At 32.4% G+C, this 15,584-nt stretch carries 12 protein-coding genes and 1 pseudogene; 8 read left to right on the top strand and 5 right to left on the bottom strand.

Annotated features, from left to right (window positions below; translation table 11 throughout):
- The first annotated feature begins 114 nt into the window (after window positions 1-114).
- On the top strand, window positions 115-2,910 hold the full coding sequence (locus tag RCJ96_RS05755) for a dynamin family protein (protein WP_416503893.1): 2,796 nt from the start codon (window positions 115-117) through the stop codon (window positions 2,908-2,910).
- 85 nt (window positions 2,911-2,995) lie between these two features.
- Here the strand turns inward: RCJ96_RS05755 and RCJ96_RS05760 are convergent, their stop codons facing one another.
- From RCJ96_RS05760 to RCJ96_RS05770, 3 genes are all read right to left on the bottom strand, one after another.
- A complete protein-coding gene (locus tag RCJ96_RS05760) occupies window positions 2,996-4,915 on the bottom strand; it encodes an LTA synthase family protein (protein ID WP_416503892.1) in 1,920 nt (639 codons plus the stop codon).
- Between the two features lie 468 nt (window positions 4,916-5,383).
- A complete protein-coding gene (locus tag RCJ96_RS05765; protein ID WP_242304478.1) occupies window positions 5,384-6,721 on the bottom strand; it encodes an NAD(P)/FAD-dependent oxidoreductase in 1,338 nt (445 codons plus the stop codon).
- Window positions 6,722-6,986: 265 nt separating this feature from the next.
- On the bottom strand, window positions 6,987-7,784 hold the full coding sequence (locus RCJ96_RS05770; protein WP_416503891.1) for a cell wall hydrolase: 798 nt from the start codon (window positions 7,782-7,784) through the stop codon (window positions 6,987-6,989).
- A gap of 294 nt (window positions 7,785-8,078) precedes the next feature.
- On the opposite strand from RCJ96_RS05770, the gene RCJ96_RS05775 reads away from it, so the two are divergent.
- The 7 genes and pseudogenes from RCJ96_RS05775 to RCJ96_RS05805 all read left to right on the top strand — a co-directional run bounded on the left by RCJ96_RS05775 (window position 8,079) and on the right by RCJ96_RS05805 (window position 13,989).
- Window positions 8,079-9,920, top strand: a complete 1,842-nt coding sequence (locus tag RCJ96_RS05775; protein WP_242304476.1) for a S8 family peptidase — start codon at window positions 8,079-8,081, stop codon at window positions 9,918-9,920.
- A 176-nt stretch (window positions 9,921-10,096) separates the two neighbouring features.
- A complete protein-coding gene (plcA, locus tag RCJ96_RS05780) occupies window positions 10,097-11,086 on the top strand; it encodes a phosphatidylinositol diacylglycerol-lyase (RefSeq protein WP_242304474.1) in 990 nt (329 codons plus the stop codon).
- Window positions 11,087-11,133: 47 nt separating this feature from the next.
- Window positions 11,134-11,229, top strand: a pseudogene (locus tag RCJ96_RS05785) (GntR family transcriptional regulator); the annotation flags it as partial.
- A 213-nt stretch (window positions 11,230-11,442) separates the two neighbouring features.
- Window positions 11,443-11,634, top strand: coding sequence for a hypothetical protein (locus tag RCJ96_RS05790; RefSeq protein ID WP_000006450.1), 192 nt, complete (start codon window positions 11,443-11,445; stop codon window positions 11,632-11,634).
- 186 nt (window positions 11,635-11,820) lie between these two features.
- Window positions 11,821-13,254 carry a MocR-like pyridoxine biosynthesis transcription factor PdxR gene (gene pdxR, locus RCJ96_RS05795; RefSeq protein WP_242304472.1) on the top strand — a complete coding sequence of 478 codons (1,434 nt, stop codon included), beginning with the start codon at window positions 11,821-11,823 and terminating at the stop codon, window positions 13,252-13,254.
- Window positions 13,255-13,287: 33 nt separating this feature from the next.
- Window positions 13,288-13,542, top strand: a complete 255-nt coding sequence (locus tag RCJ96_RS05800; protein ID WP_074608251.1) for a CidA/LrgA family protein — start codon at window positions 13,288-13,290, stop codon at window positions 13,540-13,542.
- A gap of 21 nt (window positions 13,543-13,563) precedes the next feature.
- Entirely contained in the window at window positions 13,564-13,989 is a 426-nt protein-coding gene (locus RCJ96_RS05805; protein WP_313897176.1) for a YfmQ family protein, read from the top strand.
- A 22-nt stretch (window positions 13,990-14,011) separates the two neighbouring features.
- Here the strand turns inward: RCJ96_RS05805 and RCJ96_RS05810 are convergent, their stop codons facing one another.
- Together RCJ96_RS05810 and RCJ96_RS05815 are read right to left on the bottom strand one after the other, a co-directional pair.
- Window positions 14,012-14,413: a CBO0543 family protein gene (locus RCJ96_RS05810; RefSeq protein ID WP_242304527.1), complete on the bottom strand. Its 402-nt coding sequence runs from the start codon at window positions 14,411-14,413 to the stop codon at window positions 14,012-14,014.
- Entirely contained in the window at window positions 14,388-15,554 is a 1,167-nt protein-coding gene (locus tag RCJ96_RS05815) for a DUF2515 domain-containing protein (protein WP_074608247.1), read from the bottom strand. Before RCJ96_RS05815 ends, RCJ96_RS05810 begins: the two co-directional genes overlap by 26 nt.
- Between the last annotated feature and the right edge of the window lie 30 nt (window positions 15,555-15,584).

Raw genomic sequence — 15,584 nt, forward strand, 5'->3', positions numbered from 1 at the left:
TTCTCATAAAAATTCAATCTAACTTGAAAAATGAAAGGAAAATGAAATTTTCCAAAAGATATTCTTTGTTAAGATAAAAAGCATACATAAATAAAGTGTTGACATATCTTAAAAATGTATTTTCAAGATATAGTGGGGGAAAAGATGAGAATAGAAAAACAATTAATAAAAAAGATGTATTATGAAACATTTCTAATGGAGAATGTAACAAAACCACCTCTTGACGTGCTTGGAGAAGCTTATGTAAACGAAGAAAAAAATGAGATTTCTGATGGATCTTATATTCGTTTTGCGCAAGGTGAATTTTATTATCAGCATCAAGATTTTGAAGCAGCTATTTTTAAATGGGAGAAGGTTAGTAATGAATTAGCACCATGGGCACAAAAAAATATTGCGGATGCTTATTTCGAACTGAATCAATTAGCAGTTGCTGAAAATGTTTATACTTCCATTGCTACTGATAATATAATATTGATGACAGAAATTAGATTACAATTACTTTCTCTTTACATAGAGCAAAATAATTTTGACTCAGCTTTCGCTGTTATTAAAGAAGCGGTTTCTTTAAATCCGGATTATCCGAATGTCACAAAAATTGCCCGTTCCTTTTATGAGGAACAACAAGATTTTGATAGTGCAGTAGAGCTTGCTGTGAATGAGTTAATTCGAATAGAATCTTATCCATGGTTTGAGGTGTTAAAAGGATATATCGATAAAGGATGTACTAAACATATTTCACCAGATTATTTTTATGATGCATTAGTTACATTAAATAATGTAGATCAAGTACAATTTACGCAAATGGTTTCATCACTTTGGAACAGTTATAAAAATGAACAAAATTACTTATTGTGGCTTAACACAATAAATGAATTTTTCTTACATATTGAAATAGAGTCGTCCGATATATGGGACAAAATTTCTTCTCTTTACGAAGAAACGTACTTTGCATTAATTCAAGGGCAATATATGCTTAGACAATTACACGATATCATTCCAAGTCTTTTAACAAATTGGTTAAAAGTAGTCAATCCGTCTTATGCTGTATTTCCATCAGCAGCTGTATTGGCATGGGATGAAATTTTTCCTACCCAAATAGATTCATCCAATATAAAACGTGCAGAAAACCTACTGTCATATTCTATGAATCATGTGAATGCTTTAGAGTACAGTCTACATCTTTTTGAATCTATTACACAGTGGGCACAAAAGCACAATATAGAAATAGGTCAACGATTTAGATGGTTAGTTGACGAACTTGCAGATTTAAGAACAAATCGTATTTTAGTAACAGGAACTTCAGGGAACGGAAAAACTACATTTATCAACTCTATATTAGGAGAAAATATATTAGAAAAATCAATTTCAAATGTAGTAGTTTTAAAAAATGATGCTCATACAGAAATTAACGTCATAACAGATGCTGCAATTACAACAACGGAAGATATCTCTGATTATCATAATATGATGTCTCAGCACCATCAAACGTATAGAGATAGAGCATGTGTTGAATTTAAATTACCATGTAGATTTTTAAATGAAAATAAACTTACATTTGTAGTCACACCTGGATTTAATAGGAATAATGACACTAGGGATGAAGTATTTGAATATCTAAATTCTATGGATGAATTATTGTTTGTATTGAATGCGGATTCACCGTTTACTGATAAAGAGCGTGATATTTTATTAAGCATTCAAGAACATACACCAAATTTACAAATTCATTTCTTATTAAATAAAATCGATAACATTTACAGTGAAGCAGAAGTGAAAAGAGTATTACAAGATACGGCAGCGAGAATAAACACATATTTCCCGCAAGCGAGAATTTTTCCTTATTCTTCGTTATATACAAGTAGTCAACAATTAAATGAGTTAACTGAGTTTATTCATTTTAACTTTAATCATAAAAATATTGATGCAGAACGTACTGAAAAGCTATTGTTCTTCATCCGAAAAACAATTACATATCTTTTAAATAAACGTGTTGAAAAAGAAAACAATCTCGTGGATGCTATTAAGTGGAATGAAGATATGATAGTGAAACTAAACGGTAGCATGAATAATCTTACTGCATTTGAGAGGGAGAAAATTCATTTCATTACACAGTCATATCGTACAATGAAAACGGAAATTATAAATGATCTTACTGAAAATATACCGAAGATATTACAGAGCTGTTCTGATTTAATGAGTGAAGAAAGTGATTTCGGTCATATGGATAAGGAACTAAATAAAGCAATGAATGAAAGAGTGCATAAATATTTAGAACAAACTGTATTACCTTATCTTGCTCTTTCTATGCAAAATTGGATTGCAACTTCTCATAATGAGCTCCTTCAAAGTCAGTCTTACTTAGAAGAACTTAGTGAAGGACTTAATTCTTTATTTGGAGAAAATCGAATCCAGTTAGAATGTGACTTTAAAGTGCTTGACGATTGGCGCAGAGATACTGACAGAATGACGACTAGCATACAAATGGATGAAGTAAATATTTTACGTCGATTTACGCCAGCGCAATTTTTACTGAAAAGTGCCGGTAAATTATTTGGAGTTCTTCCTAAAAATAAAACTATGTTATATAACAAATACAAACAGTATGTAGAAAATGAAGATTATACCGAGGTAACGGATTCTATTATGAAGAAATTTTTCTTGCAATTTGAGCTATTTGAAAACACACAAGAGCGAGATATTCATATATTCTTTAGGAATCCATTTAACTGTTTGAAACAAACTGTAGAAAATATGCAACTAGAAATACAAGAAAAACAAGAGATGTTACATAAAATGAAATCAAATCCTGCAGTCTATCATGATTCTATCATGCTCTTTGAATTGAGATTACGTCAATGTGAAGTGATTCATACTTATACAGATGTAAGTTTAGAGACAAGCGTAGAATAAAAGTGAAATATATGAAACTGCATCATGTATTAGAAGAGAATAAAAGGGAGCAACTGTAATGAGTTGCTCCCTTTTCATATTTACATTATTTTTCAGTTTCTTTAATTTTAGTTTGTACTTCACCAGTTTTAATTTTATTACTTTCTGAGAAACGTAATAAATCGCCTTCAATAATTTTGTCAGACATTCGTAATTCATTTTGTGCACGGTTAATGAGTGCTTGAGCTTCTTTTTTTGGTAAATCTACAATTTCACCTGTTATGCGGTCATAGAAAGTGTTGTTTTTGTATGCGTATTTGTCTGTAATGAAGCTACCATCACGTAAAACGACAAAACCGGTATATTCATCTGAAAACATATCATGACCAAAACGAATATCGTTCGTAGTATCAATCCCTAATAAATTGAGAATAGTAGGTTTCATATCGATTTGTCCCGTAGGCTTTGAAATCGTTTCACCTTCTGTTTGGCCAGGCATATGAATATATAAAGGTGTGCGTTGTAAATTCAGAGTATCAAATTCTGTTATTTGATCTTTTTCTAAAAACTGTGCCATTGCACGATTATGTTTTTCAGAAATGCCATAATGATCACCATATAAAACAATAATAGAATCATCATACATTCCCTCAGCTTTTAAACGCTCAATAAATTTTTTTATGGATTCGTCTAAGTAACGTGCTGTTACGATATAACGATCAAACACGCCATTACCAGAGTCATATGGTTCAATGAATTTAGTATCTTCATCATACGTAAATGGATAATGGTTTGTTAAAGTAAGGAAACGAGCGTAAAATGGTTGATCAACAGTTTTTAATAGATCTACTGATTGATCAAAGTACTCGATATCTTTTAAGCCCCAATTTAAATTTGTTTCAGGCGTAATTTTGTAATCAAGTTCATTATAGTAACGATCATAACCGAGAGCAGAATACATAATGTTACGATTCCAAAATGTTGCATTATTCGCATGGAATACAGAAGTGAAATAACCTTGCTGACGTAAAATTTCTGGCGTCGCAGTATAATCATTGTTACCGTGTGTGAAAAATACAGCTCCTCGATTTAATGGATATAACGACGTATCGATTAGAAATTCAGAATCGGATGTTTTTCCTTGCCCAGTTTGGTGGAAAAAGTTATCAAAGTAATAGCTTTCATTTATGAATTCATTCAAAAATGGTGTAACTTCTTGTCCGTTAACTGTTGCGCCGATTAAAAAGGTTTGCAAGGATTCAAGAGTGACAACAATTACGTTTTTTCCTTTCGCTACACCAAACATGTTAGGATTTGGCTCACTTTCGTTTGCCTTCACGTAGTTTTCTGTTTCTTGTAATTTGCTACTATCAGCAAGTGCCTTTTGTGATCCTGCTTTTACTTGCAGTGTTAAATCATAAACTTGATGCGTGTATAGTCCTAAATTTTTAACAAGCATGACCCGGTCAAACGATCTCGTTAATAGTTCAGGTCGTTCTTTTTCTGCAAGATGTAGATTTGCAAAAAATACACCAACCGTTAAGAGAAAATATACGAAGCGTGCCGGATGCGTTACACGTCCTGTTTGAAAGACTAGTGCTTTCTTCTTTAATAAAATAAAGAAGAAAATAATGTCTACGAATGCGAGTATAATTTTGTAGTTCAATATTTCTATAATACTACCGCCTAGTTGGCCAAAGTTTGATGTTTGTCCAAGTACTGGTAACGTAACGAAATCACTATAAAAATCATAGAACATTACATTTCCAACAAGTATGATTGTTAATAAAAAATTAATACACAGCGCGATATAATTTCGCTTTTCACCGATTGCAAATAATGCTAATCCGACAAAAGCTAATGATGCAGCGAGCGGGCTAATAAACAAAATAAGCTCTTGTGTAGAAGATTCAATTTTTAAATCAAAACTGAATCTTGTAATAAGATATGTTTTTAACCATACTCCTAAAGCAATTATTAAAACAAAGCTTATATTTTGCATTTGTAAATTGATTTTATTTTTCATTTTTACTCCTTCTTTTTGTAATTTATTTAACTTGTGTTATATATTATGTTTTTATAACTATTAGAGTATGCTGAACCATTTAGCTAATGGTTTCTAAAGGTAATAATATAAAGTATTCACATACGTACAATGAGGAATTTTAAAGCGTAAATCTATTTTTTAGAACAGAGCAGAAAAAGTCATAGTTGTAGTAAAAAATACTTATAGACATCCTAACATATTAAACACTATGATGATGTTACAAAATATCGAACAAATGAAAGTGGAAATGAATAGAGGATTTTAAAACTGTTGACATTCAATTTGTTAGAATTGAATGTCAACAGTTTCACATACATAGTTATGTTACATATGTATCTCTTAAAATCCCGATTCTTTATGAGATAATCGTTAGCGGGGGAAGGATAAGGTACATAAATAAAGCGTTGTGAAATTTAAAATATTTAATTGGTGTCTTAATGAAAGAATTTAAACCATAGATAAATATTTTCCAACATACAACCCACTTGCAGCAGCTTGAGATAATGAATGAGTGACGCCTGAACAATCTCCGACTAAAAATAGCCCATGTATACTCGTTTCAAAATAGTTATTGAGTTTTATCGTAGGAGTATAAAACTTTCCGTCAATTCCATATAATAAAGTATCTGTATCGATCGGTTCTTGGATAAATTGTTCTAAGCGTAACAAAAATTCTTTAAGTCCTTCAATATATAATGGAGGAATTTCTGTATTCAAATCTCCATAATCTCCTTGTAGTGTAGGCTGTATACGGTTATGTTTCATGTTGTTCGCTGTTGTAGGTTCTTTTTTTAGTAAGTCCTCTAAGCGCTGTATAACAATTCGATCTCGTCCTTGGTTAATGTTTTTAATAATTGAGCTTGCATACAGATTTGCTTCTTTGAGAGTTGGAAAATAGCGTGGGATAAATAAAGTGAAATTTAAGTTAGGTGTGCCAGTTCCTTTCTCTCGAAAATTTTGACCATCAGGCATAACTAAACCTTCTTCGTACTTTCTAATGATGCGTCCTTTTGGATTCATACAGTACGTAGTTGCTGTGAAATCTTCCTGCTCATAAGAAAGTTTCGTCTCGAATGTATCTTTTAATATAGATCGTAATTGGTGTTCTTTCATCTCTACTCTAATACCTAAATCTACACGAGTTTGTTCTTGAGAAATATTTAGAGAAGTACACATTTTTTTTAACCAGTTTGCTCCGGAACGCCCAGTTGCAAATACTAGTTGTTTAGATTGAACTGTTTCTTCATTTGTCTCTATTGTAAAATGATCTTTCTGTTTCATAATATGTTGCACATCTATATGAAATTGTATATTTATTTTCGGAAGTAAAAATTCATAGAGTTGATGAAAAATGTCACTTGAAAGGGTAGTACCAAGATGCCGTACTTCTGTTGTTAGCATTTGCAAACCACAAGCTTCAGCTCTCTTATTGAGAGTTGGATTTTCTGTAGAATATTTTGAAACAGAGCTTCCTCCGAACTGACATAGAATTTCATCTACTTCAGCCATAAGTTGTTTAAAGCCTTCTTTACCGACTTTTTGCTCAAGTTCTCCGCCGAATCCATTTGTATAATTAAATTTCCCTTCAGATTTTCCCAGCCCGCCAAACCCGAAATATTTATCACATGTAGTACAAGTACACGCTTTTCCTTCCTCTAAAGGACAATGGCGATCTTCTAACGCTTTCCCTTTATCCAGAATTAAAACCTTTTTGTTACTTTTAGCTAGTAAATAAGCCATAAAAATGCTACTTACTCCAGCGCCGATAATTGTAACATCATACATATTCTTTCACCTGCTAACGAATAGTTTGTTTTTTATTTTTCTAGTGTATAACAATTTTATGAAGTTAAGAAATAGCTTTTATGAATAAAGAGGGAGTTTTTGAACTTGATGCTTTCTTAATTTTTCAGAGTGGTGGAGTAAATACAAATTTTTTATTTGAAAGAAGAGATAGTTTTAAAAGATCACTATGTCATATGATTAATAAAATCTTACATATAAAAAAACAGACCTTTTAAGTAAATAGGTCTGTTAATGAATTTAAATGTTATTTAGCGAAGACGTGGTTACCGATTACTGCTACTGTTTGACGTGTCGTAATCCATTTGTCTGTTGATGTTTTTGGATTGTAGAAATAAAGCCAATCAGAATGTATTCCATTTGTGGAGATAGCCTCTTCTACAGCCATTTTTGCTTCTGCGCTTGCAGGTTGATTAATTCTTCCATCTGTAACAGGAGTAAATGCATATCCGTATTTAATAGGTTCATAAATAACGCCTGTTATTGTATTTGGAAAACCTTTTGCGTTTACACGGTTTAGTATAACTTTCGCTACTGCTACTTTTCCTTTATACGATTCGCCACCTGCTTCAGCAGTAACTAAGCGTGCCATTAAGTCTTTTTCTTTTTCTGAAATGCTTGAGTTGATTTTCAAATGTTGTCCTGTATAAAGCTTGTTTCCGACTGTATTGTTAATTTGTTTTATAGATTGAACGGTAACATTGTAACGCTTTGCTATCGTTTCTAATGAGTCTCCCGATTGAACTTGATATATAATTTGGTCACTAATGTTTGCAGGTTTGACGTTTTGACGAACGGTAATTTTATTTGAGTTCGTGGCACCTGGAATATGTAACTGTTCGCCAATGAAAGTTTGATCGTTTCCTTTATGATTTGCCTGTTTAATGGATTGTATTGAAACGCCGTATTGTTTACTAATGCCCCAAAGTGTATCATTCTTTTTTACTGTATGAATGGTAGAAGCCTCAGCTGTACTTTGACTACATATGAATGTAATTGCAGCCGCAGATAAAGGGATTATATGTTTTATTTTTAATAATTTCATTGTAAATCCTCCTAAGAAAAAATTAAGGTGAAGCTGTTCAGTAATGTAGTTTTGGATATTTATATACTTAATATATTAATGTAAGTATATTAGCACATATAAAATAAATAATCATTATAAGTTTCTTATTCATGTATTGTAGAGTTCTAATATGAAATATTGCATATGAAAATACATTGAAGTTCATATTGCTGATTACTATAATCTATTTAGTAGAAAGGGAATATGTTATATAAATAAAATCATTATAAATTAATATAATGATTAATAGTTGTTAATAGGAGGATGGATGTAATGAAAATATTTCAAAAAATGTGTGCGTCAACTGTAATCATTACAACACTTTTAGGAATAGGAGGTACTGTCAATAGTGTACATGCTGATTCTATAGAACAGCAGAGTAAATTAGGAATAGACCAAGAAACAGATAAGCAAATCATTGTAAAATTTAAAGCGGATTTGAAATTTCCATATGAAGATGGTATTGAAAAACAAATACAATCTCAAACGAACGACAAAGTACTAGAAGATCTTTTGGTAGAATATCCAGATGTAACATTCACGCGTTTATTCACATCTGTAAGTCCAGAGGAAATAGAAGACCTTGAAGTGAAAGCACCCAATAATGTATCTACAAGTTTATTAAACTACTATATTCTTCAAACTCAAAATGGTGAGCAGAAAGAAGAACTAGTAGATAGGTTAAAGAAATCTTCTTTAATAGAAGATGTGTATATGAAGAAACAAGAAAAAATAACGCCACCAGAAGTGCAACCATCAAGTGTATCTCTTAGTCCTAATAACAATCCTAGATTTAAACAACAAGGTTATTTAGAAGCAGCACCATACGGTATTAATGCGCCCTTCGCCTGGGAAGTTCAAGGCGGTAAAGGAAATGGTATAACTTTTGTTGATATGGAATATGGATGGTTATTAAATCATGAGGATTTAGTACATCAAAATATTGAATTAATGTCTGGAATAAATATAGATCAACATGTCGGTCATGGGACGTCTGTACTAGGAATTGTATCCTCTGAGGACAATGAAGTTGGTAATATTGGGATTGCGCCAAAAGCGAAAGCAAAGGTTATCTCTCAAATAAGAGATAACGGACAGTATAATACAGCTGATGCAATATTAAGTGCTGTGAATCAGTTAGAAGCTGGGGATGTTTTATTATTAGAGGCACAAGCTTCCTTTGATGGATATGGTGATAAATATTTACCTGTTGAGGTACAACCAGATATCTTTGATGCAATTCGTGCCGGTACAGATAAAGGTGTTGTCATTATAGAAGCTGGAGCAAATGGTTGGAATGATTTAGACCAATTTAAAGATAGAAATGGTAAACAAATTTTAAATCGTAATAGTAAAGATTTTAAAGATTCAGGTGCAATTATGGTAGGAGCGGGTTCTTCATCTTTCCCTCATGAGCGTATGTGGTTTTCGAATTATGGCAGCCGTATTGATGTGTATGGATGGGGAGAAAACGTAGATACAACTACAGCAGAGCAAAGTCGAAGTGCTGTAAATCTTTATACATCTAGCTTTAGTGGCACGTCGAGTGCGTCACCTATTATTGCCGGAGCAGCGACTTTAGTACAAAGCATTGCGAAAGAAAATTTAGGACAACCATATAGACCGAGTGAACTAAGAGCAATATTAAGCAACCAGAGCACAGGAACAAAATCTAAAGATCCATATGCAGATAAAATTGGTGTTTTACCAGATTTGAAGTCTATACTAGTTAACTTAGGGTATGGACAAAGAAAACCAAACGGTGGGAATGAGTTACAAGTAACAGAAAATGAACCAAATAATGAACGTATACAGGCAAATAAAGTTAACTTTCATACACCGGTGAAAGGGACACTACATAATAGTGATAGAGTAGATGTATTTACTTTCCAAATTGACTCACCAGAAAATATTACTATTTCTCTACTAAATGAACAAAACATTGGGATGACATGGGTGCTTCATCATGAATCAGATTTAAATAACTATGTAGCATATGGTGAAAATGAAGGAAATGTAGTGAAAGGAACTTATAATGCAAAGCCAGGTAAATATTATTTATACGTCTATAAGTATGAGAATAAAGATGGTTCATATGTATTGAATATAAAGTAAACGAAAGGAGCTTCAGATGAAGTTCCTTTAAATTTTTCTAATTCAGGATATATGAATGTTTTTTAACTTTATTTCTATGCAATATTTCATACTTATGAAATGATATTTATTTTTTACTCACTAGATTATATTATATTCAATAAGTTTGATATAAAACAAAAAAAGGAGGAATAATAATGAGCAGTAAGAAATTTATTTTGAAATTATTCATATGTAGTACGATATTTATCACATTTGTATTTGCTTTACATGAGAAGAGAGTCGTTGCGGCTAGCTCTGTTAATGAGCTTGAAAATTGGTCAAAATGGATGCAACCTATACCTGATAATATCCCGTTAGCACGAATTTCAATTCCAGGAACACATGATAGTGGGACGTTCAAGTTGCAAAATCCGATTAAGCAAGTATGGGGAATGACGCAAGAACATAATTTTCGTTATCAAATGGAACATGGAGCTAGAATTTTTGATATAAGAGGCCGTTTAACAGATGATAATACGATAGTTCTTCATCATGGGCCATTATATCTTTATGTAACCCTACACGAATTCATAAACGAAGCGAAACAATTTTTAAAAGATAACCCGAGTGAAACAATTATTATGTCTTTAAAAAAAGAGTATGAGGATATGAAAGGAGCAGAAGGTTCCTTTAGTAATACGTTTGAAAAAAATTATTTTGTTGATCCTATCTTTTTAAAAACAGAAGGAAATATAAAACTTGGAGATGCTCGTGGGAAAATTGTACTACTAAAAAGATATGGCGGTAGTAATGAATCTGGAGGATATAATAATTTTTATTGGCCAGATAATGAGACGTTTACGACAACTGTAAATCACAACGTAAATGTAACGGTACAAGATAAATATAAAGTGGGTTATGATGAGAAAGTAAAATCTATTAAAGATACGATCAATGAAACGATGAATAATAGTGAGGATTTACATCATCTATATATTAATTTTGCAAGCTTGTCTTCTGGTGGTACAGCATGGAATAGTCCATATTACTATGCCTCTTATATAAATCCTGAAATTGCAAACTATATAAAACAAAAGAGTCCTACAAGAGTAGGTTGGATCATTCAAGACTACATAAATGAAAAGTGGTCACCATTGCTGTATCAAGAAGTTATAAGAGCGAATAAGTCATTAATAAGAGATTAAAGATGATGAGAGTAAGAAGCGATAAAATACGTCCTTCTTATTAAAAAACAGTGTATCTTGTAAATGGAACAATTTTTGAGTTATCTCAATCGATGTTTCATTATGAAAAGGCTAAACTTTTAAATCAAATTAATTTCAAATGAAAATTAGCATAAATAATCCTGCAAAAAAGCAACTGATCATAAGTGTTCAGTTGCTTTTTATTTTTAAAGTGGATGAGCAAAAAAACATAAAAGTGGTTGGTCCGTTTTTTGTAAACATCTATTATGATAAGAGAAGAAAGGTAGTATGTTATTAACGTTTTAAAGAGGAAATTCTTAATAAAAATAGACTGGCCTTAGAGAGGTGAAAATACTATGAGCTTTGCGATTTCACTAGTCGTTATTATTGTAATTGGATCACTGTTTGGAACCGTACTAGTTGCACGGAATGTGGAGGAGAATTACGGCAAGTCTACAAAAAGAAATGTGAAAAACTTATCAACTATTTATATTATCCTTCTTTTCGTACTACTTGTTGGGGTAACGTGGTATGCGGTAATAATTTGATAGTTTGTAACAGAACTGCAACGAGAGTATGAAGCTGGAATTTCAGAAGCTATCGAGTATTCAGAAACGGAGCTATTTTAATATATCCATTTTAGGATGAGAAAATGGGACTAATTAATACTATTTTTACGGTAAATACTGTTAGTAATAAATTGAGGATAGTTAGCTTTGAAAGGAGGCAACTATATGGAATGGAAACCAAATCGTGCAGATAAGACGCCTGTATATAAACAAATCGCAGATTATATTGAAAGGGGTATTTCTTCGGGTGAGTTTCCTTCTGATAGCAAGTTACCTTCTGAGCGTATGTTAGCAAAAGAATTACAAGTGAACCGGAGTACGATAGTTGCTGCATATGAAGAATTAAAATCACTTGGAGTAGTAGAACGGCAAAAAGGAAGCGGAACACGGGTGAATACAGACATATGGGGTGTGTCACATAAACGAATACCGAACTGGGGTAGGTACGTTGAGGATGGATCGTTCTTACCTAATGTACCACTCGTTCAACAAATTCGAACGGAAACGCAAAAAGACGACTTAATTAATTTAGCGAGTGGTGAATTATCACCAGAATTAATTCCAAGTGATAGATTCCGAACGATCTTGTCGGAGAAAACATTTATGGAAAACCTCGGTTATGACCATCCACTTGGAAATGAAATGTTGAGAAAAACAATTGTAGCACATGTTCAGCAATATAAACAAATTGAAGCAGATTCGAATTCTATTCTTATTACATCTGGAGCACAACAAGCACTTAATCTTATCGTTCAGTGCTTATTAAAACCTGGTGATGCGATTGCAATTGAGGACCCTTCGTATTGTTTCTCATTGCCGATGTTTAAATCTGCTGGTTTAAAAATATTTCATTTACCTGTTGATCAGCATGGAATGAATCCAGATGACCTAATTGATTTGCATAAAAAGCATCGTATTCGCATGGTATTTTTAAATCCAGATTATCAAAATCCAACGGGAACTGTGCTGTCATTAGCAAGACGTAAAAAGATTTTAGAACTGTCTTCTGAATTTGGTATACCGATTGTAGAAGATGATCCGTATAGTTTAACGTCCTTTAATGGAGAAGTGAATCCAACATTAAAATCAATGGATCAAAACGGCAATGTTCTTTATATAAGTTCATTATCAAAAATTGTTGCATCAGGATTACGTATTGGCTGGGTAATTGGCCCAATGCGTGTAATAGAACGTTTAGCGGATGCAAAGCAGCAAGTTGATTTTGGCCATAGCGTATTTACGCAGTGGGTGGCAAATCAATTTTTAGAATCAGAAGATTTTCATGCACATATTACAATGCTCCGCGGACAATTGAAGGAAAGAAGAGATGCGTTAATTAGAAAGCTTGAAGAAATATTAGGGGACCAGGTTGAATTTTTTGTTCCAGAGGGTGGAATACATTTATGGTGCAAAGTGCAAGGAACATTTGATGAATATCATTTATTAGGTGAATCTATACGACACGGTGTAGCGTTTGTCCCGGGGAGTGTTTTAGGTACTAAGAATGAATATATTCGTTTTACTTTTGGGAGAGTAAATGTCGAACAAATTCAACTGGGAATTACGAGGTTTGCAGAAACATTAAATGAGATTTCATAATAGTGATACGTAATATTGAAATGAGGGAAAGAAATGAAGTACGTGACGCTTTTACTTCAAGTAGGCGTGCTGTATGTATTTAGTTTAGTTGGTACGTGGATTCAAGGAGTATTCCATTTATCAATGCCAGGAAGTTTAATAGGAATGTTAATGCTGTTTCTGCTCCTTTCCACTCGTATTTTACCATTAAAGTGGTTTGAAGAAGCGACAATCGGTTCGGTGACTATGATTGTAACAGGAATACTCATCAGTATATTTGTACCATATGGAACGAAATTTATATTTTAAATTGTAATGGAGATGATGAAAGTGACAACATGGTTTATAGTTACATTATTTATTTTTGGTGCCCTTAAAGTACTCGTTTCTAGTATGCCAACTTCAGTTGTAGAATCTATTATTAGTAGATTTGAATTACATCAAAAACTTGATGAGGAGAATACCTCTATATCGATAGATGGAAAAAATATAGAGGGGGAAATGAAACTACAAGTTATTCATGAATTTAATGAAGCTTTATTTTTAGATAAACATTATTTTCCACCGCACGGAGAAGGAACACCAATCGTCATTGATACGAAAAAAGGGAATAAAGAGATTAGATTTTCTCTATACAGCTATGAGGAACACGTTGACGTAATAAAGCAATATAAGAAGAAAGTCGTTGCCTATCGTTTACGATCTAAAAGCCTTCAAACCCTTGCGCCATTAGCAATAACTAAAGATTATGCTTAAGAAGAGATCTATAATGATCTCTTTATTTTTGTATGAAATGATATACTTTCCAAATAAAAGAAAAGAATATCATATAGCCAAATAAAGAGTATGTATGATTCCAATCTCCGCTATGAATAAAGAAACCTAATCTTTCAGCAACCTGTTCAAAAATGCTAGCACAAATACCTATTGAAACAATAAATAGAATCCTAGAAAATACAGATAGGTTTTTTGAAATTTGTATGAAAATTATTGTTAAAATCGGTAGTACAAACAAAGTAAAGCCTATGTTAACTGAAAATATGGATGAGAATGGTCTAACCGGAAAGGAATATATTTGTTTCGTAACAAAGAAAGCATCTAAGCAAGTGCCGATAATAGAAGAGAGTAAGATTGTAACGACTAATGCGAAAAGGTTATTCTTCTTCTCGAAGGAGAACATTTTTCTTTGCAAGAATGGCCAGTTCAATCTTTTCGAGTGTTTTACAGTAGTCTTCTGTGATTTGTCCATGTATCCTTTCCTCCTTATCAGTTAAATAATGTATGACTTGCCAGTCGTTAAACCAATCTTCATATTCTGCTTCTTCATGTTTCATATTTTTCCATGCATACATAAGTGCAGGGCTATATATACGGTAGGCATCACTTTTTAATTGGCATTTCTTTATTCTTCGTTTATAAAACTCTCTTGAAAAGGATTCATTTACGCTTGAAAATAAATGTGGCCAATAATCTTTTCGTGATCCAGTGTGTGGATGAGTGTCAGCCCATTGTAGTATACGAGCTAAAACATACTCATCATGAAATAATAGTGCATATAATCTTTTTCCGAGCAAAATTCGTTCGTGTAAGGAAGTGAAGTGTTTCATTGTATCACCAATTAATTTTGTTTTCTGTATAGGCTTTTCTTCGCAGAAAGGGAAGAGGATATGATTAAATTGAAAGAAATCAAAAAGTTTGAATCCAATACTATTTAGTACATTTTTTTTGAAGTGTTTATTTTGAATTACTCTTTTTTCTAAGTAGTTTTGTTCATTAATAATAGTGGAAATAGCTAATATTTGTTTGTTTCCGGTTTTCCAAAAAAAGTTCCACATCGTTTCCATAAATGTTGACACATTGAGATGAGGGAGGAGATAAAAAAGATTTTTGGATTTTTTTACACTCTGTTCATATAACAAAAATTGTGGATACACATCTTGAAAGATAAGCCAATTCCCCCGTTCTAAAAAAGAAAAGAAAGTAAATTGATCTTTCTCAGATAACAACTTCGTATATAAATCCCCCTTTAAATCTGTCATGTTCCAACCGCCGTTACGTGAAACCATATGTCCAAGTAATGCCCAATGTATTTCAGGATATCTTTTGTAAAATTGATAGTAAGCGCGAGTTCTTGTCACATTATTTTGATTTAATAATTTTGTTCTTTCTTTAATTGTATGTATGAGTATTTCTTCTTCTTTTGAAAGGGGATAAAGAAAGCTATTTACGTTGGTGCATTTTTGTTTTAGCTCATTTTTTATTGAGAAGAGGGATAGAGGAATGTTCTTGTAAAGTTTATGATTTGGATTGTCGTGGTTCATGTAATTCCCTCCTATTCAAGTCTGTTATCA

The organism is Bacillus sp. BSL6, assembly GCF_052928345.1.

Coding starts and splice junctions, on each gene's coding strand:
- RCJ96_RS05815 (WP_074608247.1), bottom strand. CDS start 15,554: ATGAACCACGACAATCCAAATCATAAACTTTACAAGAACATTCCTCTA.
- RCJ96_RS05810 (WP_242304527.1), bottom strand. CDS start 14,413: ATGTTCTCCTTCGAGAAGAAGAATAACCTTTTCGCATTAGTCGTTACA.
- RCJ96_RS05800 (WP_074608251.1), top strand. CDS start 13,288: ATGAAGTACGTGACGCTTTTACTTCAAGTAGGCGTGCTGTATGTATTT.
- RCJ96_RS05755 (WP_416503893.1), top strand. CDS start 115: ATGTATTTTCAAGATATAGTGGGGGAAAAGATGAGAATAGAAAAACAA.
- RCJ96_RS05770 (WP_416503891.1), bottom strand. CDS start 7,784: ATGAAATTATTAAAAATAAAACATATAATCCCTTTATCTGCGGCTGCA.
- pdxR (WP_242304472.1), top strand. CDS start 11,821: ATGGAATGGAAACCAAATCGTGCAGATAAGACGCCTGTATATAAACAA.
- plcA (WP_242304474.1), top strand. CDS start 10,097: ATGAGCAGTAAGAAATTTATTTTGAAATTATTCATATGTAGTACGATA.
- RCJ96_RS05790 (WP_000006450.1), top strand. CDS start 11,443: ATGAGCTTTGCGATTTCACTAGTCGTTATTATTGTAATTGGATCACTG.
- RCJ96_RS05775 (WP_242304476.1), top strand. CDS start 8,079: ATGAAAATATTTCAAAAAATGTGTGCGTCAACTGTAATCATTACAACA.
- RCJ96_RS05765 (WP_242304478.1), bottom strand. CDS start 6,721: ATGTATGATGTTACAATTATCGGCGCTGGAGTAAGTAGCATTTTTATG.
- RCJ96_RS05760 (WP_416503892.1), bottom strand. CDS start 4,915: ATGAAAAATAAAATCAATTTACAAATGCAAAATATAAGCTTTGTTTTA.